A 21,934-nucleotide genomic window follows, 5' to 3' on the forward strand; every position below is an offset into this window, starting at 1 on the left:
CCACAACATAGCACGCTGACAGCTGTTGATTTGTTTTGGAATCTGTTTAGTCTTGGTGAGTGAAGAAGACGCTCACGAAACTCGCGGACGGCCGCGAACTGATCTACTTCGACAACGACGAGGGCGCCGTACGCGACGCCCCCGACCTGCGCCCGCTCGGCCGCGTGCGCAGTCACCCGGAACTGCGCCGGGACGAGGCGACCGGTGACTGGATCACGATCGCCTCCCACCGGCAGGGCCGGACCTACCACCCGCCGGCCGGGGAGTGCCCGCTCTGTCCCTCCCGGGACGGCCGGCTCGGCGAGATCCCCGCCGCCGACTACGAAGTGGCCGTCTTCGAGAACCGCTTCCCCTCCCTCGCGGGCGAAGCCGGACGCTGCGAGGTCGTGTGCTTCACCCCGGAGCACGAGGCCGGATTCGCCGATCTCACCCCGGCCGCCGCCCGGCTGGTCCTGGACGCGTGGACCGACCGCACCGCGGAACTCTCCGCCCTCCCGGGCGTCGAGCAGGTGTACTGCTTCGAGAACCGGGGCGCCGAGATCGGGGTGACCCTCTCCCACCCGCACGGCCAGATCTACGCCTTCCCTTTCGTCACGCCGCGCACCGCCAAGATGACCGCGGCCGCGGCCGCCCACCGCGCCGCCACCGGACGCAACCTCTTCGAGGACCTGCTCGCCGGTGCCCGCGCCGCCACCGAGCGGGTGGTGACCGCCGGGGAGCACTGGACCGCCTTCGTGCCGTACGCCGCCCGCTGGCCGTACGAGGTGCACCTCCACCCGCACCGCCGCGTCCCCGACCTGACCTGCCTCACCGAGGCCGAGCGGGCCGAGTTCCCGGGCATCTACCTGGACCTGCTGCGCCGCTTCGACCGGCTGTTCCCCGTACCCGGCGGGCCGCAGGGGCCGCGTCCCACGCCGTACGTCTCCGCCTGGCACCAGGCACCGCGCACCCGGGGCGCGGAACTGGCCCTGCACCTGGAGCTGTTCACCATCCGCAGGTCTCCCGGCAAACTCAAGTTCCTCGCCGGGACGGAGTCCGGAACGGAAGCCTTCATCAACGACGTGGCCCCCGAGGAGGCCGCGCGGCGACTCCGGGAGGCCCTGTCGTGAACGGGACCGCGCCGGGGGACGACGACAGCCGGGCCGAGCGGGTCGCGGACACCTTCCGGAGGCTCTACGGCGGCTCCCCGGACGGGATCTGGGCGGCGCCGGGCCGGGTCAACCTGATCGGCGAACACACCGACTACAACGACGGTTTCGCCCTCCCGATGGCCCTCCCGCAGACCACCCTGCTCGCCGCCCGCGCCCGTACCGACGGCCGGCTGCGGCTGCACAGCGCGCAGGGCGACGGCCGGATCACCGACCTGGCCGTGGCCGGGCTGGGCCCGGGCGGCGTGCAGGGCTGGACCGGCTACCCGGCCGGCGTGGTCTGGGCGCTCGCCGAGGCGGGCCACCCGGTGGGGGGCGCCGACCTCCACTTCGACAGCACGGTGCCCACCGGCGCCGGACTCTCCTCCTCCGCCGCGCTGGAGTGCGCGGTCGCGGTCGCGTACGACGAGCTGTACGGACTGGGGCTGCCCGGGCCCGAACTGGCCCGGATCGCCCAGCGCGCGGAGAACGGCTTCGCCGGAGTCCCCTGCGGGATCATGGACCAGATGGCCTCCGTCTGCTGCACCGCCGAGGCCGCCCTGCACCTCGACGCCCGCACCCCGGAGGACCACGCGCAGGTGCCTTTCGACCTGCGGGGGCACGGGCTGCGGCTCCTGGTGATCGACACCCGCGTCGCCCACGACCTCGGGGACGGGGCGTACGCGGCCCTGCGCGCGGGCTGCGAACGCGCGGCCGCGCTGCTCGGCCTGCCCGCCCTGCGCGACCTGCCCACCGGGGAACTCGCGCGGGCCCTGGGGGCCCTGCCGGCGGAACTCGCCCCGCTGGTCCGCCACGTGGTGACCGAGAACGCCCGGGTCACCGAGGCCGTCTCCCGGCTGCGGGAGGGGGACGCCGCGGCGCTCGGCCCGATCCTCACCGAGGGCCACGCCTCCCTCCGCGACGACTACCGCGTCTCCTGTCCGGAGACCGACCTCGCCGTGAGCGCCGCGCTGAGCGCCGGGGCCCTCGGCGCCCGGATGACCGGAGGCGGCTTCGGGGGCTCCGTCATCGCACTCGTGGAGGACGGGCGGGAGGGGGCCGTGGCCGAGTCGGTCACCGCCGCCTTCGGGTCCGCCGGATACCGTCCCCCGCGCATCCTGGAGGTCGCCCCCGCGGCGGGCGCCCCCCGCCTCGCACAGGCCCCCGGTACGCGGTAGCGCCGGGCCGGGGCCGCCGGCACGGGATGGTCGGGCACCTCGGTGCGCAGGAGCTCGCCGATCTCGCGGGCCAGGCCGAAGCGGTCACGTAGAGGCAGCCCCACATCAGGGCCGCGGCCACGCCGGGAACGGCGTACGGGACGAAGACGCCGATCCGGAACAGCCCCGGCGCGAGGTCCCCGAACGCCTTCGTGCTGGAGACTCAGGTTGAGCGCCGCGTTCCAAGGGAAGCGCCTCCGATGCGGGTCAGCGCCAACACGGCGGCGCGGTTCGGAAGCCTGTCGACAGCTCTCGGAGGGCGTCAAGGGTTTGGCACAGGATTTCTGACGCATCGTCAGATAGGTTGATTCTCAGGGGCTTTGGCGTGTACGAAGGCAGGCGGTCGGCTCGCCCACCTGCCCCCACCCCTCCCAGCAGCTCGACTTCAAGCGGTTCAGCAGCGACGCGCTGCGCACGTGCTTCGCCGGCGTCCAGGCGGCGATCCGGCACGGCGCCGACCACCACCGCACGACGGACCCACCGCGCCACCGTCCCACCGCTCGACCACGTACGTCCCACCCCCCCCCAGGCCTCACGGAGGACACAGTGAGAAGAGCCTTACTCCCCGTGGTACTCGCCGCGGCGCTCGCCCTCGGAGCGCTCCCCGCCTCCCCGGCCGTCGCGTCCCCGACGGCCGGGACGACCGCCACGACCCCGGCCCCGGCCGCGGCCGCGTTGTCCGACTCCTGGACCGCGCCCCTCAGCACCCGCGGCCGCTACGTCGTCGATGCCGAGGGCAACCGCTTCAAGCTCAAGTCCGCGAACTGGCACGGCGCTCAGGGATCCTGGAGCGGTTCCGGCGACATCAACGACCCGGCCGGCCACCACGACGGTGAGAAGGCCGACCAGATGCCCCTCGGTCTGGACCGCGCGCCGATCGCGCGGATCCTCGCCGGATTCCACGAACTCGGCATCAACAGCATCCGGCTGCCGTTCTCGAACGAGATGCTCCACGACCAGCGCCCGGTCTCCGACGCCTCGGTCGCCGCCAACCCGAGCCTGCGCGGCAGGACCCCGCTCCAGGTCTTCGACGCCGTCATCGCGGCCACCACGGCCGAGGGCTTCGCGGTGATCCTCAACAACCACACCAACACCTCGCGCTTCTGCTGCGGTCTGGACGGCAACGAGCGCTGGAACACCAGCCAGTCCACCGCGCAGTGGGAGAACGACTGGCTCGACCTCGCCCGGCGCTACAAGGACAACCAGCGCGTCGTCGGAGCCGACCTCTACAACGAGGTCCGCCGCACCGTCACCGACGATGCCAACTGGAACCGGGGCAACGGCCACGACTGGTGGGCCGCGTCCCAGCGCCTCGGAGACCGGCTCCTCACCGAGGCCAACCCCGACCTGCTGGTGATCGTCGAAGGCATCAACTGGCAGGGCATCCCAGCTGACGGGCTGCCCCACGGGCGTCCGACGCTCGAACCGGTACGTACCCTCTCCCACACCCTCGTCGCCTCGAACAAGCTGGTGTACGCGGCGCACTTCTACGGCTACACCGGGCCGAACCACACCGGAGCGACGGGCATGGGCGAGACCCACGACCCGCGCTACCAGGAACTCTCCCGCGAGGACCTCTTCGCGACCCTGCAGCGGCAGGCGTTCTACGTCACGGCCGAATCCGGCCGCCACTTCACCGCACCCCTGTGGATCAGCGAGTTCGGCATCGGCAGCGACGAGACCAACCCGCAGGCACGCGCCTGGTTCGGCAACCTCGTGGACCACCTGATCGCCAACGACACCGACTTCGCCTACTGGCCGCTGGTCGGGTGGACCGGACACGGCACCTGGTCGATCCTCAACTTCGACACCTCGGGCCGCCGTTCCGGGCTCCTCGACGGAGGCGACTGGCGCGCCGGCGACTGGAACCGGCTGGTCACCTCCCCGCAGAAGAGCGGCCGGGTCGCCGTCTCCGACACCTGGGACATGCTCAACCTCGACCACGCCGACGCGGTCCAGTCGGCACGCGTCCGGGCGCTCGGCGACTGGGACGCGGGAGCCCGCAAGGGGACCTGCCCCGACGGGCAGCGGCTCGTCGGCCTGGCCCACCGTGACGGGCGCGGGCTGTGCACCGACGCCGGGGCTCCCGGCCTGCCGGCCACCGGCGCCGCGCCCGCCGTCGTGAACGACGAACGCCACGTACACCAGGGTGACTGGGCGGGCGGCTACACCAAGTACCAGTGCGGGCCGCACCAGTTCATGACCGGCTACAGCGTGCGCGGCCAGGCGGTCTCCGCGGTCCTGTGCGCCCAGGCGGGCCGGACCCTGGGGACGAACGGCCGAACCGTCTGGTTCGACCGGGGTGACAACCGGCCGGCCGCGGGCCCGGGCGGAGAGTTCGCGTACGGCAACCACAAGGGCCAGTGCGGCACCGACGAGTACGCCGCGGGCGTCGCCTTCACCGGGGCGTGGGCCAAGGGCAAGACGCCGGACGCCCTGCTGTGCCGCAAGCTGTGACCCCCGTCGTCTGACGGCCGACCGCAGCGGGCCCCCCGGTGTTGCTCCGGGGGCCCGGTGCGGTCGCGCCTTACGGTGGTTCCGTGACGGACCATGCGGCGGACGCGGTGAGCACGGAGATGGCCGCGGCCCAGCTCAAGGAACGGCTCTACGCGACGATCACCATGATCTCCGTCGTCATCGGCCTCGCCGGCAGCAGTCATGTGAGCGCCCTCGGAGCCGCGGCGACGATCGGGACCGCCTCGGTGGGCCTGTGGCTGGCCGCCCTGGTCGCCGACCAGCAGGCCCACCGCGTGACGCACGGAGCCCTCGCACGGGGACGGGAACTGCGCGCGATGCTCTTCGTCAGCAGCCCGCTGCTGCTGTCCGCGGTGGGCCCGCTCGTTCTGATCGGCGTCTCGGCACTGGGCGCGATGGGCCTGGACACGGCGCTGCTCGTGGCGGCCGGGGTCAACGTCGCCACCCTGTTCGCGTGGGGGTGCTACGGAGGGATCCGGATGGGCGGCGGGACGGCCTTCGCGCTGCTCGCCGGCGGGATCGACGCGGCGATCGGGACAGCGGTCGCCTTGGTCAAGGCCGCTGCCGGGCACTGACGCCGCCGGGCACTGACGACGAGCCGGGCCGGCCCGGGCGGCGGCCGGCGACGCCCGCCCCGTACGGGGGACCGGCCACCCGCGCCTCAGCCCGAGACGGCGTCGGCCCAGCCGCGGTTGACGGTCTCCCTGGCCTTCGCCGTCTGTCCCTCCGTCGGGAACGTCGGCGTGCCCTCCACCGTCGGCAGTTTCTCCGCGGCCGCCTTGTCGAGGGTGCCGTCCTTCTCCATGGCCTCCATCAGGACGGGGCGCGCGTAGGCGCCGAGCCGGAGGTTCTGGCCCTCCGGGCTGAAGACCCACTCCTGCCACAGGCGTGCCGCCGCGGGGTGCGGGGCGTCCTTGTTGATCCCGTTCGCGTAGTACTCGGCGAAGCTGCCGTCGAAGGGGATGGCGGTCCGCCAGTCGACGTCCGCGCCCTTCTCGCGGAACGTGTCGGCGTATCCGAGGTTGAGGAAGTCCCAGTCGATGCTGATCGGGGTCCGGCCCGTCTCGATCGTGGCCGGTGACGACGCGACCGGGATGAAGTTGCCGTTCCTGCTGAGCTCGGCGAAGAAGTCGATACCGGGCTGGATGTCGTCGAAGGACCCGCCGTTCGCCAGGGCCGCCGCGTACACGCCGGCGAAGGCCGAGCCGGACTTGGTGGGGTCGCCGTTGAGCGCGACCTGGCCCTTGTACTCGGGCTTGCGCAGATCGGCGAAGGTCGAGGGGCAGGTCTTCACGCGCTTGGCGTCACAGCCGATCGACATGTAGCCGCCGTAGTTGTTGTACCAGCGGGCGTTCGGGCCCTTCTGGTCCTCCGGGATCTGGTCGAAGGCGGCGACCCGGTACGGAGCGAGGAGGCCCTGCCGGGCCGCGGACTGGGCGAAGGAGCCGCCCACGTCGATCACGTCCGGGGCGCGGCCGCCGTTCCTGCGCTCCTTCAGGGCGTTGATCTCGTCCTGGCTGGTCCCCTCAGGGTTCTCCACCGTGACTTTGATCCCGTACTTCTTCTCGAAGCCGTCGATCAGCGCGCCGTAGTTGGCCCAGTCGCGGGGGAGCGCGATCGCGTTGAGCGCGCCCTCCTTCTTCGCCGCCGCGGTCAGCGCCGCCATGCCGCCGGCGTCCGCGGCCGAGATCGCCACCGCGGGCGCCCTGGGCCCGGCGACGGGCTTGTCTCCGCAAGCGCCGAGGGGTGCCGCCGCGAGGGCCAGGCAGGAGGCGACGAAGGCTGTCCGGAGACGGGATGCGGGCACAAAGGCTCCATAACGGGCGGTCGCGTACCGATCAAGCCCAGCGTACGTTCGACGGCCTCGGCAGCGCAGTCCCGACGGGTGGTGTCCGGCCTCTTCCCCGCGGCGGACGTACCGGCGATTATCGGAACGCGTCGTCGTCCCACCCGGCCAGGAGCGCCTCCCCGAGGTCCATCGCGGCCGGCGCGGTCCCTTCGTGGAGCGCCTGCTCGCTCCAGATGATCTTTCCGCGGGGGGTGTAGCGGGTGCCCCAGCGCTCGGCGAACTGCGCGACGAGGAACAGGCCGCGGCCGCCCTCGTCGGTGTCCGCGGCCCGGCGCAGGTGCGGGGAGGTGCTGGACCCGTCGGAGACCTCGCAGACCAGGCAGCGGTCGTACAGCAGCCGCACCCGGATGGGCTCGGTGCCGTAGCGGACGGCGTTGGTCATCAGCTCGCTGAGGATGAGCTCCGTGGTGAAGGCGATGTCCTCCAGGCCCCACTCCGCCAGCCGGCGGGCGCAGGCGTTGCGCACCGGGGACACCGCCGCGGGGTCGGGAGCGACGTCCCACTCGGCGATCCGCGCCGGGTCCAGCCGGCGGGTGCGGGCCACCAGCAGCGCGACGTCGTCGCTGGGCCTGGTGGGCAGCATCGCCTCGATCACCGCAGTGCAGGTCTCCTCCGGGGTCCGGGCGGGCCCGGACAGGGCGGCGCGCAGGGCCGCCAGGCCCGCGTCCGGATCGAGGTCGCGGCTCTCGATCAGACCGTCGGTGAAGAGCGCCAGCCGGGAGCCCTCGGGCAGGGTGAGCGTGGTGGTCTCGATGGGCATGCCCGCGCCCAGGCCCAGCGGCGGGGAGACCGGCACCTCCGGGAAGGACACGGTCCCGTCGGGGGCGACCAGAGCGGGGCCCGGATGCCCGGCGGTGGCGGCGGTCACCTGCCCCGAGACGGGATCGTAGATGGCGCACAGGCAGGTGGCTCCGGTGATTCCCTGCCACTCCTGCTCGTCGGTGTCGATGTGGGCGACCAGCTCGTCCAGGTGGCTCAGGAGTTCGTCCGGGGGCAGGTCGAGGGTGGAGAAGTTGTACACGGCGGTGCGCAGCCGGCCCATGGTGGCGGCGGCGTGGAGACCGTGGCCGACGACGTCGCCGACCACCAGGGCCACCCGGGTGCCGGGCAGCGGGATGACGTCGAACCAGTCACCGCCCACCCCGGCCCGGGCGGCCAGATAGCGGTGCGCGACCTCGACGGCGGACTGCTCCGGCACGCCCCGGGGCAGCAGGCTGCGCTGCAGGGTGACGGCCATGTTGTGCTCGCGGGTGTAGCGGCGGGCGTTGTCCACGGACACGGCCGCCCGTGCGGTCAGCTCCTCGGCGAAGGACACGTCCTCCTCGTCGAACGGCGGGGAGTCCTGCCCCCGCCAGTAGCCGGCCATCCCCAGCACCACGCCCCGGGCCCGCAGGGGTACGACGATCAGGGAGTGGATGCCGCGGTCCAGGATCTGCCGGGCGTTGGCCTGGTGCTGGGCCCGCCAGCGGTGGGAGGCGCGCAGGTCGGCCTCCAGGACCGCGCGGTTGATGGCCAGCCCGGTGGCCATGGGCCCGGTGGGGGCGAACCGGATCAGCTCGCCGACCGGGGAGAGCGGGTGGTCGCCTCCGAGGCCGACGACGGCGGTGCGGCGCATCTCGGTGTTCGCCTCGGGCGGTTCCTCGCCGCGCAGCACCGGGTCCAGCAGGTCGACCGTGACCACGTCGGCGAACCGCGGGACCGCCACCTCCGCCAGTTCCTCCGCGGTGCGCTCCACGTTCAGCGTCGTACCGACCTGCACCCCCGCGTCGTAGAGCAGCTTCAGCCGCTCCCGGGCCACCTCGGCCCTGCCCGACAGGGCCCGCAGCTCGGTGGTGTCCCGCAGGGTGACGACGGTCCCGGCCTGCCCGTAGGGGGCGGTGGGCCGGATGTTCACCGCGAGCAGCCGATCGGCCGACATGTGCAGCTCGTCCGTCGCGGAACGGCCCGAGGCGATCGGCTCGGCGATCGCTTCCTCCAGACCGAGGTCCGTGACGGGGCGCCCTTCCGCGTCCGCGGGCAGGTCCAGCAGCCGCCGCGCCTCGTCATTGGCGAGCAGCAGCCGTCCGCCGTCGCCGACGATGAGTACGCCCTCCCGCACCGCGTGCAGCACCGCGTCGTGGTGCTCGTACATCCGCGTCATCTCGGCCGGCCCCAGGCCGTGGGTCCGGCGCAGCAGCCGCCGGCTCACCAGAGCCGTTCCGCCCGCGCTCAGGAGGAGCACCCCGGCCGCCGTGCCGAGGACGACCGGCAGCTGCCGGTTCACCATGCCCTGGACGTTCTGGACCGTGACCGGGGAGGAGACGACGGCGATGACGCGGCCGTCGGGGTCCTTGACGGGCACCACCGAGACCACCGACTGCCCCAGGGACCCCTCGAACGTCTCGGTGAAGGACGTACCGGCCGCCGCCTTGGAGAAGGGGCCGACGACGCGCCGCCCGATCTGCCGCGGGTCGCTGTGGGTGAGGGTGACCCCGTCGAGCGTGTACACGTTGATGCCGTCGACCCCGGCGACCTTCCGGGCCGCCTGGGCGCTCGGCTGCAGCACCGCGCTCGGATGGGCACTCTTCAGGGCCGCGACGATGCCCGGCGATTCCGCGAAGGTTCCGGCGGCGGCGAGCGTACGGTGCCGGGCATCCAGCATGGCGTCGCTCCGTCCCTGCACCACGAGCGCCGCCACCGCGGCGGCGACGAGGAGCACCACGACGGCCAGCTGGAGGAGGAACACCTCGCCGGCCACGCTGCGCACGCTCAGCAACGAGGACAGACGCTGTGGCCGGCGCGCCCGTCCCTTGGGGGGCTGGACGCGCTCCGGCCGGAGGTCGGTCATACTCCATCTTCTAACCTCGGCGGCCCGTCGGCAGCGGGGAGCGGCGGTCAGCCGCCGCGGCCGCCCTCAGGACGGGGCCGCGCAGCGGCCCGGGGGACGGGCCGGCCCGGTGCCTCACACGCGTCCCGCGCCTCGCTCACCCGCCGCACCCGCCGCACCCGCCTCACCCGCCTCACACGATGAGCCCAACTGAACGCGCGGACCCGCGCTGCGCCATGTCCAATGACCGGGAAGCGGCCTTTCACCTCAGTCGTCCCCAGGGAGCGCTATGAGTCTGCCGTCCGAGCCGCCCGCCGAGGCGCCCGCCCCGGGACGGCAGGCCTCGCGTTCCCGGAGGATCGTGGCCAGCACCGTTTCGGCCGTGTTGATCACGCTCACGTGCATCCTCGTCCCGGTTTCGCTGCTCACCGTGTGGGTCCACGACATCGTGCTGGACACCGACCGGTACGTCTCCACGGTCGCCCCGCTCGCCTCGAACCCGGACGTCGAGGCCGCCGCCGTCCACCGCATCACCGAGGCGGCCGACGTCCGCGTCGACGGCGCCGAGGTCACGTCCGACCTGGCGAAGTGGCTCGAATCGCAGGGGCTGCCGCCCCGTGTCGGCAATGCCGTCAAGGCCCTGGGCCCCCAGCTGGACTCCGCCGCCGACGCGGCCGTCTCCAAGGTGGCGACCCGGTTCGTCGAGGGCGACCGGTTCGAGAAGATCTGGACCACCGCGAACCGGGCCGCCCACAACGCGGTGGTCCACGCGCTCACCGGTCAGGGCCGCGGCGCGGTGGAGGTCGAGGGCGGCACCGTCACCCTGAACATCGGCGAGGCCGTCGAGAAGGTCAAGGAGGACCTCGTGAAGGCCGGCATCTCCCCGGCCGAGAAGATCCCCGAGGTCAACAAGCAGATGGTGCTGTTCCAGTCCGACAAACTGGCGAAGATCAGGAGCCTGGTCCACCTCCTCGACGTCCTCGGCAACTGGCTGCCCGTACTCACCGTGCTCCTCGGGGTGGCCGGAGTCCTGCTCGCCCGGCGCCGGCGCCGGGCCCTGGTGACCACCATGCTGTGCGCGGCCGCCGCGTGCCTCATCCTGGCCATCGCTCTGGTCATCGCCCGCCGTTACTACCTCGACCACCTCCCGGAGCAGGTCCAGTCGCCCGCCGCGGCCGCCGCCATCTTCGACACGCTCGTGCGGTTCCTGAGGGTCAGCATCCGCACCGCGATCGTCCTCGGGATCGTCGTCGCCCTCGGCGCCTACCTGTCCGGTGCCGGCCGGCTGCCGCGCGGCGTCCGCGGTACGGCGGAGCGCGCGGCCGACTCCGCCGCGGGCTGGGGAGCGGCGCACGGAGTGCACACCGGACGCGTCGGGACCTGGGTCCAAGACCACCGGCGCTGGCTCACCACCGGTGTGCTGCTCGTCCTCGCGCTGGTGTTCGCGCTGTGGAACCACCCGACGGTGCTCACGGTCGTGCTGCTGGTGCTCATCCTGCTGGCGGTGCTGGCCGTACTCGCGCTGCTGGCGGCCGGTGGCCGGCGCGGTGACGGGGCCGGCGCCCCGCGTGGCGCTCCCGGGGGAGGGACCCGAGAATGAGATGGCCGGATGAGATCCACATGACGTCGACCGCAGCGTGGTGGGAAGGCACGGCAGCCCATTCCGGGGGCGCGCGGGACGGCGGTTCATTTCCCGCAGTGCCGTAGAGACGCAGGTGATGACCCATGTGCCGATGGCTCGCGTACTCGGGTACGCCCATGCTGCTCGACACCATCCTGTACAAACCGGCTCACTCGCTGATCGACCAGAGTCTCCACTCCAAGCTCGGAGTGGAGACGACGAACGGCGACGGGTTCGGCGTCGGCTGGTACACGGACGACATCGAAACTCCGGCGCTCCTCCGGGACGTCGGTCCCGCATGGAACAACCGCAACCTGCGGGAGATGGCGGACCACGTCCGCTCCCCCCTGTTCTTCGCGCACATCCGGGCGTCGACCGGGACGGCGGTACAGCAGTCGAACTGCCACCCGTTCCGGCACGGCCGCTGGATGTTCATGCACAACGGAGCGATCTCCGGTTTCCACCTGATGCGCCGTGACCTCACCCTGCTCGTCGATCCCGCTCTCTACACCGACATCGGCGGAACGACGGACTCCGAGGTGATGTTCTACCTCGCCCTCACGTACGGCCTGGAACAGGACCCGCCGACCGCCATCGCCACGATGGCGGGAGTGGTGGAGCGCGTCGGGCACGAGCACGGTGTGGAGTTCCCGCTCCAGATGACGCTCGCCATGACCGACGGCGAACGCGTCTGGGCCTTCCGCTACTCCAGCGGGCACGCCTCCCGCTCGCTGTTCTACAGCAGCAAGGTGGACTCGCTGCGCAAGCTGCACCCGGACATGGCGTTCCTCCAGGAGATCTCCGACGAGACCCGCCTCATCGTGTCCGAGCCCCTCGGCGACCTGCCCGGCGCCTGGAACGAGGTACCGGAAAGCAGCTACGGCGTCGTACAGCCGGGCGCTGACGAGATGTACCCCTTCACCCCGGTGCCCGCCTGACCGACCCGACCGACAGGAGACCGGGACATGCAGAACTCGCTGCTCAACCTGGCAGACGACTACGACTATCCCCTGCTGAACTTCTTCTGGACCATGATGCTCATCTTCCTCTGGGTGCTCTGGTTCATGCTGCTCTTCCGCGTCATCGCCGACATCTTCCGTGACGACGGGCTGAGCGGCTGGGGCAAGGCCGGATGGACGATCTTCGTCATCCTGCTGCCGTTCCTGGGCGTCTTCGTCTACCTGATCGCCCGGGGCCGCGGGATGGGCGAACGCGAGCTCAACCGGGCCCAGCAGCAGGAGCAGGCCTTCCGTTCCTACGTGCGCGACAGCGCCGGGCCCACCGGCCACGCCGAGGAGCTGTCGAAGCTCGCCGAGCTCAAGAACCGCGGCGACCTCACGCCGGCCGAGTACGAGCAGGCCAAGGCCAAGGTCCTCGGTTCCTGAGAACCGGACCGGGACTCACAGGAAGGCGCGGCCGATGCTCCCCTACCCGCCCATCGCCGAGCACGGGCTGATCGGGGACCTGCAGACGTGTGCCCTCGTCTCCTCCGAGGGCGTGCTCGACTGGTTCTGCTCGCCCCGCTTCGACGCGCCCAGCATCTTCGCCGGCCTGCTCGACGACCGCCGGGGCGGCTACTTCGCCATCACCGCCGACGCGCCCGACGTCTCCGCCGGCGGACCGGCGGGCAACGCCGAGGTCGTCTCCCAGCAGCTCTACCTGGCCGACACCGCCGTCCTGATGACCCGTTTCCTCACCCCCGAGGGCGTCGGCGAGGTCGTCGACTTCATGCCCGTGCACGATCCGCACACCGTCACCGACCGACACCAAGTGGTGCGGGTCATGCGGGGGGTGCGCGGGACCGCCCGCTTCAGCCTGGAGTGCCGCCCGCGCTTCGACTACGGCCGGGCACCGCACGACCTGACGTTCGACGGTGCCACCGCCCGCTTCGACGGCCCCGGCATCACCGCGTACCTGCAGGCCCTGGGTCCGGTCGACCTGGAGGCCGACGAGTCGGACGTGCGCGCGACCGTGGCCCTGGCCGAGGGCGAACGCGCGGGCGTCCTCCTGACCGTCTGCGACGCCGACGGCGCGCCCCCGCCGGCGATGAACGTGCACGACATGACCGAGGAGTTCAACGACGTCCGCGACTTCTGGCACGGCTGGACCTCGCGCTGCACCTACCGCGGCCGCTGGCAGCAGATGGTCAATCGCTCCGCGATCACCATCAAGCTGATGACGTACGCACCGACCGGCGCGCCGATCGCCGCCGCCACCATGGGCCTCCCGGAGCAGGAGGGCGGGGAGCGCAACTGGGACTACCGCTACACCTGGGTCCGTGACGCCTCGCTCTCGGTCCGCGCCATGCGCGACCTCGGATTCATCGACGAGGCCAACGCCTTCCGCAGCTGGCTGCTCCGGCGGCTGCGGGACGGCGGCGCTCCCAACGGCGAACCCCTCCAGATCATGTACCGCGTCGACGGCGACCCGTACCTGACCGAGGAGGTCCTCGACCACATGGAAGGGTGGCGCGGCTCCAGACCGGTCCGGTCGGGCAACGGCGCCGCGGACCAACTGCAGATGGACATCTACGGCGAGGCCATCTACGCCCTCGCCCAGACCGGCCAGGTCAGCAACGTCATCGGGTATGACGACTGGCTGCGCTGCGTCGCCCTGCTGGACTGGCTGTGCGACAACTGGGACCGACCGGACGAGGGCATCTGGGAGACCCGCGGCGGCCAGAAGGACTTCACGTACAGCCGCCTCATGTGCTGGGTCGCCCTGGACCGCGGCATCCGCCAGGCCGTGGCCACCGCCCGACCCGCCGACCTGACCCGCTGGACGGCGGCCCGGGACGCGATCCTCGACCAGGTCATGACCCTCGGCTGGAGCGAGAAGCGTCAGGCGTTCGTCCAGGAGTACGACAACACCGTCCTGGACGCCTCCCTGTTGCTGATGCCCCTGGTCGGCTTCATCGCACCGAAGGATCCGCGCTGGCTGTCCACCCTGGACGCGATGGACACCGAACTCGTCTCCGACAGCCTCGTCTACCGTTATGACCCCGCCGCCTCTCCCGACGGCCTGCAGGGCTCCGAGGGCACCTTCTCCCTGTGCTCCTTCCTGCACGTCTACGCCCTCGCCAAGGCCGGCCGTGTCCATCAGGCCCGCTACTCCTTCGACAAGATGCTCACCTACGCCAACCACGTCGGGCTCTTCGCCGAAGAGGTGGGCCTCACCGGAGAACAGCTGGGCAACTTCCCCCAGGCCTTCACTCACCTCGCCCTCATCACCGCCGCTCTCGCCCTCGACTCCGAACTCGACCAGGCCGTGGGCGCCGCCTGAGCCTTTCCGCCGAGGGGGTGCGCCGCGATGGTGCTCGACCTGCTGCTCATCGGCCTGGCGGTCACCCTGTTCCCGCTGCCCGTCATGGCCTTCGTCCTGGTGGTGTCCGCACCCCGCGGGGTGCGCAAGGGCCTGGCCTTCATCCTCGCCTGGCTGGCCTGCCTGGTGGCCGTGATGGCGATGGTCCTCCTCTTCACCGGCGGGCAGCCGCCCCCGCCCCGCTCTCCTCCGTCGATCGCGGCGCTCGTGGCCACGCTGGTGATCGGTGTCGGCCTGGTCGTGTACAGCGAGCACCGGCGGCGCCGGAGCCGTCGCGGCGCCGCGGGTCCGGATCCCTCCGCGGAGGTGGGGGCCGCGGCTTCCGGATCGTCCATGCCGACAGGTTCGTCCACGTCGTCCGGGACATCCATGTCGTCCCGGATGGACGACGCCACCGGATGGTCCGCGGCGGCCCTCGCCGTGCTCCTCCAGCCCTGGGGGATGGTCGCCGCCGCGGCCGCCACCGTCGTGCAGGCCGACCTCACCCACGGGGAGTCGTTCCTGGCCCTCATGGGCTTCTGCCTCCTGGCCACCTCCACCCTGCTGGCCATGGAGCTCTACATGGTGTTCTCGCCGGAGCAGGCCCAACGCGCCCTGCTCGGCCTGCGCGCGTGGCTGGAACGGCACAAGGAGCAGGCGATCGTCGTCGTGTGCCTGCTCCTGGGACTGTGGCTCGTCGGCAGGAGCCTCTACCAGCTCACCGGCTGAGGGTGCGGGGCCCCGCGGCGGATGCTGCAATGAGAACACGGCCGTGTCCGGCCACCGACGCGGTCGTCCGGCCCACACCGCCGGGCCGTCGAGCCACACGCGAGGAGCGCTCATGAGCGACGACATCGAAGACATGGGCCCCGTCGACTACCTGGTCGTCGAGTTCCCGGGAACCCGCCTGACGGGCGAGGCTTTCCCGCTGCTGATCGACCTGGTGGACAAGGGCATCGTCCACCTCCTCGACCTCCGCTTCGTGCAGAAGGACGCCGACGGAACCGTCACCGCCCTGGAACTCACGGACCTCGACGGTGAGGGGAACTCCTTCGGCCTGTCCGTCTTCGAAGGCGCGTCGTCCGAACTGCTCGGCCAGGACGACCTCGAAGAAGCGGGCAACGCCCTCCAGCCGGGAAACGCGGCAGCGATCCTGGTCTACGAGAACCGGTGGGCCGCCCCCTTCGCCCGGGCCCTGCGGCGCAGCGGCGCGCAGATGGTGGCGAGCGGCCGGATCCCCGTACAGGCCCTGCTCGCCTCCCTCGACGCCGGAGAAGACGCCGAAGGCGGCCCGCTGCCGTAGTGAGCACGACCGGGCCGCCCTCGGACGATCAGCCCCCGAGGATCTTGCTCTTCTGCTCCGCGAACTCGGCCTCGGTCAGGATTCCCTGCTCCTTCAGCGCTCCGAGTTCCTTGAGCTGGTCGATCTTGCTGCTCATGTCATCCGCCATCGGCACGGCGGCAGCGGGTGCGGCGGGTGCGGCGGCGTACTGCTGCTGCGGGGGTTGGGCGTACTGCTGCTGCGCAGCGGCCTGATCGTCCTGCGCGGCCCACCGGCCCGCCTGGCGCCGCGACACGCGGTTGGACACCGCCGTCGCCGTACCGGCGACCACCGCGGTGCGCGCTACTCCTCGAAGAAGACCCACGTCAATCTCCCTTGCTGACGGGGCCGGCCCGACAGTCCAGCCGCCGGCCCTCCACTCCTTCCAGCATCGCACCTCGGCAGGGGACTCACCCGGTGGTGGCTCCCGTGGTGATCAGCTCCGCGAGCGCCGGCAGGCCCGTCCCTGCCAGGGCCCGGCGCTGGCGGTCGGCCGCCGTGCCGTGCCGCAGGAGCCGGTGAACGAGCGAACTCACCTCGCGGAAGTCACCGTTCTCCTCCAGGGCGGGCCCGATGTGCCGCAGCAGCGCGCACAGGACGTCCCCGCTGCTCCGCAGCCGGCCTTCCGGGTCCATCAACGTGCTGCTCATCCCGTGCCGGGCCGCATGCCAGGTCGCGGCCTGCAGGATCTCCGGCGGGCACAGCGCAGGGGCGGCTCCTGCCTTCTCCTCGGCGATCGCGGTGGCGGCGAGCCCGCGGACGACGCCGGCGAGCATGACCGCGTCGTCCGCCTCCAGCTGCACGTCGCAGCAGCGCACCTCGACGGTCGGGTAGCGTTCGGAGAGCCGGGCCTGCCAGTACAGCTGTCCCCGATCGGGGATGAGCCCGGACCCCACCAGCGCGTCGGCCCGCGCCTCGTAGTCCGCGAACCCCGCGAAATACGGTGGCGGGCCGCTGACCGGCCAGCGGCCGAAGATGATCGTGCGCCAGCTGGCGAAGCCGGTGTCCCGCCCGTCCCACAGGGGCCCGTTCGCGGACATCGCCAGCAGGGTCGGGAGCCAGACGCGCAGCCGGTTCAGGACGGCCACTCCGGTCTCCGGGTCGGGAATCCCCACATGGACGTGCATGCCGCAGATCAGCTGCTCGTCGACGAGCAGCCGGGCCTCTCCCCGCATCCTCAGGTACCTCGCCGTGCTGGTGACGGGCACGGGGAGGGCGTCCCGGACCGGCGCGGTGGCGGAGATCGCGATGCGGCAGCCGTTGGCCTGTGCGGCGGAGGCGACCGCGTGACGCAGCCGCAGGAGATGGCCCCCGATCTCCTCCAGGCCCGTGCAGACGGGGGTGGCGACTTCGATCTGTGCCTGGAGCAGTTCGTCCTGGACCTCTCGCTCGTCCGCGATCGGTGTCAGGCTGGCCGTGGCACGCACCTCGTGCACGAGCGGTATGGGCAGCAGAGTCCCCGGGTCGACCAGCAGGTACTCCTCCTCGACCCCAACAGTGATCATGCTGGTTGGTACCCCGAACCCGTCGTGATCACCCACCCAATGGGGCATTTCGGCGTAATAGGGGAAAAGCTGCCGCTCTTCGTGTCAGGGGCAGCTCGACTGCGGGGCGTCGTGAACCAGGGCACAGACCATCTGCTCGCCGCGCCGGTGGTCCGGGTAGGTCGCGATCAGTTCGGCCTTGAAGTCGTTCCACTGGCGGGTGATCTCGGCGGTGGCCCCGGACACGGCGTGGTCGAAGTTGTCGCCGGTCTTCGAGCGGGGGGACGCGGCGGTGTCCTTGTTCAGTGCCTGGTTGTGCGTGACGCGGCCGGCGCAGTCGTCGTCCTTCACTCCGGTGGAGTCGACATCGGAGTAGCAGCCCGTCGTGAGGTCCACGGGTAGGCGGGCACGCGCCTCCCGGGTCCAGTCGGCGTCACTCATGGCGCTGTAACGGCGGATGTCGAGGAAGGGGGCGACATCGGTACGTGCCAGTCCGGGAGGGTTGGCAAGGCCGACCGGGCCGGGGGCGGCCCGGTCGGACCAGTTGGAGTGCGCGTAGAAGTCCTCGATCTGGTGCCAGCCGCGGCCGAGCTGCTCCAGGACCTCGCACTTGGCGCGGTCGGACGTCTCCTTCCAGGTGCAGTGGGAGGACAGGTCGCTCTGGTCGGCCCGGACCTTGCCGTCCGCGTCGACCAGGCCGTCGGCCGCCCGGACCGCGTTGCGGAAGCGGGCGACGGAGGTACGGACGCAGGCGAGGAGCTCGGTGCCGGCCTCGTCCCGGCTGCGGGGATAGTGCGGGACGTAGCGGGGGGCGAGGTAGTCGGCGTTGTCGCAGTGCAGGGAGCCGAGGAGGAAGTAGGTTCCGCGGTCGTTGGCATTGACCGCCCCCTCGCGGGCGTCGGCCATCTCGGACAGGGTGACCGGCTCCCAGGGCAGGGCCGCCCGGGTGATCTCCTCGTGGTTGCCGCCGGTGAACGCGAACGCGGGGCCGGGCGGCGCGGCGGCCAGGCCGATCACGAAGGCGGCCGTGACGATCGCCCGGGGCGGGCCGGGGGGCAGGCGGTGTGACACGCGATCACGACGCCCGTGACGCCGAGCCCTTGCCCCGCGCCGCCCGCTTCGTCCGTGGCGGCGCGGGCTCGTTCCGTACGGTGGGCCACTTGAGTTCGAGCTCCAGCTCGATCTCCCCCTCGCCGACCTCGACCTCGATCTCGGTGCGGAGTTCGTCGGGGACCTGCAGGCTCAGCGTCCCGGAGCCGAATTCCAGCTCGACTTCGCCGCCCTGCCTCAGCGCCTCCGCGAGCGCGGAGAGCTGGTCCGCGGCCTCGAGGCGGGACAGGGAACTCTTCTGTTCGAACTTGAGGTCCTTCACGGACGTCTCCAATCCGCTGTATCAACAGCACTCAACAGCACTCAACAGCACTCAAAAGCTCTCGATGGCTCTCGACGGCTAGGGAACGGTGCTCGGCCCCGTGCTCCGGGGGAGGAACGCAGCGGCGGCCAGACCGGCGAGCCCGAGGACGGCCAGCGTGATCATCGAGGCGGCGTAGGCATGGGTGGTGAGGCCGGCGACGAGGATGGTGCCGGCGATCGCGGTGCCGAGGGACGAGCCGAGGTTGGACACGCTGCGCGACAGCCCGGAGATCTCGCCCTGCTGCTCCTCGGGGAAGCTCGACTGCACGATGTTCACCGACGGGGTCAGCATCACACCGAGCCCCAGGCCGATCAGGAGCAGCCCGGGCGCGAAGGCCCAGGGACTCGGAGAGCCGCGTACCAGGGCCAGCAGGACGGCGATGCCGACGGTCGCCAGCACGAAACCCGCCATGATCAGCGTGCGCTGGGCGCGCCGCTGCGCGAGGCGGGCGGCGGCCAGGGACGACACGAGCAGGCCGAGCGTGGCCGCAGTGAAGATCACGCCGGTCTGGATCGCGTCGTATCCGCGTACGACCTGGAGGTAGGCGGCGACGACGAACGACGTCCCCATGAGCACCAGCCACTGGAGGTTCTGCGTGACGAGTCCGAGGTTGGACGTGCGGTTGCGGAACAGGCTCGTCGGCAGGAGCGGCTCCTTGCCGGCCCGCTCCTTGGCCCGTACCCACAGGAAGAACCACAGCAGTACGAGCCCACCGAGGACGATCAGGGCGAGCATCAGCCAGACGTTGTCGTCGGCCGCCAGGATTCCCGTGACGAGGAGGATGAGCCCGACGGCGGAGAGGACCGCTCCACCGGTGTCGAAGGGGCGCGTGGGATCCGGCGGCAGCGGGTCCCTGATCCGGCGGCTCAGCAGGATGATCAGGGCGATCACCACGGCCTGGAACACGAAGGCCGCCCGCCAGCTGACGGCCGAGGTGATGAGCCCCCCGATCAGCGGCCCGGCGGCCGCGCCGATGCCTCCCAGCGCCATGACGGTCCCGAAGGCGCGGGCACGTGAGGTCATGTCCGTGAAGAGCAGCGTCGTGAGGATGTAGACGGGCGGGATGAGCAGCGCCGTGCCGATGCCTTCGAGGATCGAGTTGCCGAGGATGAGGACGCCCAGTCCCGGCGCGGCCGCGCTCAGCAGGGCGCCGACACCGTAGACGGCGAGACCGGTCAGGAAGCACCGCTTGCGTCCGTAGCGGTCGGTCAGCTTGCCGCCGGGGATCATCAGGGCCGCCATGACCAGGAGGAAGATGGTGATCGCGATCTGCACGCCCTGCACGGTCGTGTCGAGGTCCTCGCTGATGTCGTTGATCATCACGTTCATGTTCGAACCGGCGAAGCTGCAGATGAACTGGGCCAGGGCGAGCGGGGCCAGCACACCGCGCATGGCGCCCGGCGTGCGTCCCGAGGTGTCGGCTCCAGCCACCGGCGCCGCTCCCTCCGCTGTGTCGCGCTGCTGCCAGCGCCGTGCCCTGCCTCAAGACTGCGCCGCGGCCCGGTCCGCCGCACTCCGGACCGCACGCCGCGCCCCATGCGGGGTACCGGGCCAGGTCCTAGGGTTGAACCGAAGGATCACCCGTGGTCACTCAGGAGGACGTGAGACATGTCCACCGCATCGGGAACCCCTGTCCTGGAGGCGGGCCTGACCGCGAGCAGTCGCAGGACGTGCTGGTCGCGATCGCCCCATCGTGGGCACCGCCCGCGTGATGACGGCAGCCGGCAACATCGCCACGGCGCTGGGCATCGCCGTCGCCGTCGCCGAGGCCGAGATCGAGAACCGGGGCTGACGCGGACGCCCCAGGCCGCCACTGGAACGGCGCGCGAACCGGGCGCCGTTCGAGTGCTGAGGACGCAGGTCCAGGCAGGAGCACACTGATGTCCCAGAGCACGACCGCCGCCATGCGCGCGGTGCCCGGCAGTACACCCCAGGAACGCGCGGCCCAGGGCAAGGAGGCCCGGAGCCGCTCGCCCCGCTCGGGGCACGCCGTGTACCGGCCGTCTCCGGACCGGCCCGACCCGCTGGCGATCCTGGAAGAGCAGTCGGTGACCCGGGTACCCGAGCTGGTCCCGATCCGCTACGGCAGGATGCTGGAATCGCCCTTCCGGTTCTACCGGGGAGCCGCCGCGATCATGGCATCCGACCTGGCGGGCAGCCCCGACTCGGGGATCACGGTCCAGCTGTGCGGGGACGCGCACCTGCTGAACTTCCGGCTGCTGGCCTCTCCGGAGCGGCGGCTGATGTTCGACATCAACGACTTCGACGAGACCCTGCCCGGTCCCTGGGAGTGGGACGTCAAACGGCTGTCGGCGAGCTTCGTGATCGCGGCCCGGGCGAACGGCTTCGACGACGCCGAGCGCGCGGGCATCGTGGGCGCCGCCGTGCGCTCGTACCGCGAGGCGATGCGCGGCTTCGCCGGCATGGGCAACCTCGACGTCTGGTACGCGAAGATCGATCAGGAGCACCTGGAGGCCCTGGCCACGGACCAGCTCGACAAGGTCGGACGGAAGAAGCTGGCCCGGGCCATGGCCAAGGCCCGTACGCGTGACACGCTGCAGGCCTTCGACAAGCTCACGGAGCTGGTCGACGGCCGGCCGCGCATCGCGGCGGACCCCCCGCTGCTGGTGCCGCTCACGGAACTGCTGCCGGACGCCGAACGCACCGAGCTGGAGGGGCGGTTCGAACGTCTCCTCGACACCTACGGGCTCACGATGGCGAGTGACCGGCGGACCCTGCTGGAGGACTACCGGCTGGTGGACATGGCCCGCAAGGTGGTCGGCGTCGGCAGCGTCGGCACCCGCTGCTGGATCCTGCTGCTGCTCGGCCGCGACGGCCGGGACCCGCTCTTGCTGCAGGCCAAGGAGGCCGGCACCTCCGTGCTCGCCGACCACCTCGGCGCGAGCCGGTACCGCAACCAGGGCGAGCGCGTGGTCTCGGGACAGCGGTTGATGCAGGCGGCGAGCGACATGTTCCTGGGCTGGGAACGGGTGGACGGGATCGACGGCAGGCAGCGCGACTTCTACATTCGCCAGCTGCGCGACTGGAAGGGGATCGCCATGCCGGAGACGATGTCGCCCGAACAGCTGGCGGCCTTCGCCGAGGTGTGCGGCCTCACCCTCGCCCGTGCGCACGCGCGGTCGGGCGACCGGATCGCGATCGCCTCGTACCTGGGCCGCGGCGAGGCCTTCGACCGGGCGCTGGTCACCTTCGCCGAGGCGTACGCCGACCAGAACGAACGCGACCACCAGGCCCTGGTCGACGCGGTGCGCGCGGGCCGGCTGCCGGCGGAGGAACTTCCGGCGGACTGACCGCGTGCC

Annotated in this window: 18 protein-coding genes; 11 read left to right on the forward strand and 7 right to left on the reverse strand. The window is 71.7% G+C overall.

Annotation, left to right across the window (positions count from 1 at the left end):
- Nucleotides 1-59: 59 nt before the first annotated feature.
- The 4 genes from galT (at nt 60) to ACZ4VT_RS04655 (ending at nt 5,394) form a co-directional block, all read left to right on the forward strand.
- Entirely contained in the window at nt 60-1,109 is a 1,050-nt protein-coding gene (galT, locus tag ACZ4VT_RS04640; RefSeq protein WP_467946582.1) for a galactose-1-phosphate uridylyltransferase, read from the forward strand.
- Nucleotides 1,106-2,305 (forward strand): galactokinase, encoded by a 1,200-nt coding sequence (gene galK / locus ACZ4VT_RS04645; protein WP_467946584.1) that lies wholly within the window; start codon nt 1,106-1,108, stop codon nt 2,303-2,305. The genes galT and galK overlap by 4 nt, the downstream gene beginning before the upstream one ends.
- Nucleotides 2,306-2,890: 585 nt before the next feature.
- Entirely contained in the window at nt 2,891-4,801 is a 1,911-nt protein-coding gene (locus ACZ4VT_RS04650) for a glycoside hydrolase family 5 protein (protein WP_467946586.1), read from the forward strand.
- Between the two features lie 83 nt (nt 4,802-4,884).
- Nucleotides 4,885-5,394 carry a hypothetical protein gene (locus ACZ4VT_RS04655; RefSeq protein WP_467946588.1) on the forward strand — a complete coding sequence of 170 codons (510 nt, stop codon included), beginning with the start codon at nt 4,885-4,887 and terminating at the stop codon, nt 5,392-5,394.
- Nucleotides 5,395-5,480: 86 nt separating this feature from the next.
- On the opposite strand, the gene ACZ4VT_RS04660 is transcribed toward ACZ4VT_RS04655, so the two are convergent.
- Together ACZ4VT_RS04660 and ACZ4VT_RS04665 are read right to left on the reverse strand one after the other, a co-directional pair.
- A complete protein-coding gene (locus tag ACZ4VT_RS04660) occupies nt 5,481-6,626 on the reverse strand; it encodes an ABC transporter substrate-binding protein (protein ID WP_467946590.1) in 1,146 nt (381 codons plus the stop codon).
- Between the two features lie 118 nt (nt 6,627-6,744).
- Nucleotides 6,745-9,495, reverse strand: coding sequence for a SpoIIE family protein phosphatase (locus tag ACZ4VT_RS04665; RefSeq protein ID WP_467946592.1), 2,751 nt, complete (start codon nt 9,493-9,495; stop codon nt 6,745-6,747).
- 361 nt (nt 9,496-9,856) lie between these two features.
- On the opposite strand from ACZ4VT_RS04665, the gene ACZ4VT_RS04670 reads away from it, so the two are divergent.
- From ACZ4VT_RS04670 to ACZ4VT_RS04695, 6 genes are all read left to right on the forward strand, one after another.
- Complete coding sequence (locus tag ACZ4VT_RS04670; protein ID WP_467946594.1) at nt 9,857-11,074, forward strand: hypothetical protein; 1,218 nt, start codon at nt 9,857-9,859, stop codon at nt 11,072-11,074.
- 125 nt (nt 11,075-11,199) lie between these two features.
- Nucleotides 11,200-12,033, forward strand: a complete 834-nt coding sequence (locus ACZ4VT_RS04675; RefSeq protein WP_467946596.1) for a class II glutamine amidotransferase — start codon at nt 11,200-11,202, stop codon at nt 12,031-12,033.
- 27 nt (nt 12,034-12,060) lie between these two features.
- Nucleotides 12,061-12,480, forward strand: a complete 420-nt coding sequence (locus tag ACZ4VT_RS04680) for an SHOCT domain-containing protein (protein WP_467946598.1) — start codon at nt 12,061-12,063, stop codon at nt 12,478-12,480.
- Nucleotides 12,481-12,514: 34 nt separating this feature from the next.
- Entirely contained in the window at nt 12,515-14,377 is a 1,863-nt protein-coding gene (locus ACZ4VT_RS04685; RefSeq protein ID WP_467946600.1) for a glycoside hydrolase family 15 protein, read from the forward strand.
- Between the two features lie 27 nt (nt 14,378-14,404).
- The gene (locus ACZ4VT_RS04690; RefSeq protein ID WP_467946602.1) at nt 14,405-15,124 is read left to right on the forward strand and encodes a GAP family protein; all 720 of its coding nucleotides are present in this window, start codon (nt 14,405-14,407) and stop codon (nt 15,122-15,124) included.
- 112 nt (nt 15,125-15,236) lie between these two features.
- A complete protein-coding gene (locus ACZ4VT_RS04695) occupies nt 15,237-15,698 on the forward strand; it encodes a DUF6325 family protein (RefSeq protein WP_467946604.1) in 462 nt (153 codons plus the stop codon).
- 28 nt (nt 15,699-15,726) lie between these two features.
- On the opposite strand, the gene ACZ4VT_RS04700 is transcribed toward ACZ4VT_RS04695, so the two are convergent.
- The 5 genes from ACZ4VT_RS04700 to ACZ4VT_RS04720 form a co-directional block, all read right to left on the reverse strand.
- Nucleotides 15,727-16,041, reverse strand: a complete 315-nt coding sequence (locus ACZ4VT_RS04700) for an SHOCT domain-containing protein (protein ID WP_467946606.1) — start codon at nt 16,039-16,041, stop codon at nt 15,727-15,729.
- An 85-nt stretch (nt 16,042-16,126) separates the two neighbouring features.
- Nucleotides 16,127-17,221 (reverse strand): carboxylate-amine ligase, encoded by a 1,095-nt coding sequence (locus tag ACZ4VT_RS04705; RefSeq protein WP_467946607.1) that lies wholly within the window; start codon nt 17,219-17,221, stop codon nt 16,127-16,129.
- 84 nt (nt 17,222-17,305) lie between these two features.
- Entirely contained in the window at nt 17,306-18,271 is a 966-nt protein-coding gene (locus ACZ4VT_RS04710) for a hypothetical protein (protein ID WP_467946609.1), read from the reverse strand.
- 4 nt (nt 18,272-18,275) lie between these two features.
- Nucleotides 18,276-18,572, reverse strand: a complete 297-nt coding sequence (locus tag ACZ4VT_RS04715) for an amphi-Trp domain-containing protein (RefSeq protein ID WP_467946611.1) — start codon at nt 18,570-18,572, stop codon at nt 18,276-18,278.
- 78 nt (nt 18,573-18,650) lie between these two features.
- Nucleotides 18,651-20,006 (reverse strand): MFS transporter, encoded by a 1,356-nt coding sequence (locus tag ACZ4VT_RS04720; RefSeq protein WP_467946834.1) that lies wholly within the window; start codon nt 20,004-20,006, stop codon nt 18,651-18,653.
- A gap of 488 nt (nt 20,007-20,494) precedes the next feature.
- Here ACZ4VT_RS04720 and ACZ4VT_RS04725 point away from each other — a divergent pair, with 488 nt between their 5' ends.
- Nucleotides 20,495-21,925, forward strand: coding sequence for a DUF2252 domain-containing protein (locus tag ACZ4VT_RS04725; RefSeq protein WP_467946613.1), 1,431 nt, complete (start codon nt 20,495-20,497; stop codon nt 21,923-21,925).
- The last annotated feature ends 9 nt before the right edge of the window (nt 21,926-21,934 follow it).

The sequence above is a fragment of the Streptomyces sp. NPDC029164 genome, from assembly GCF_055563995.1.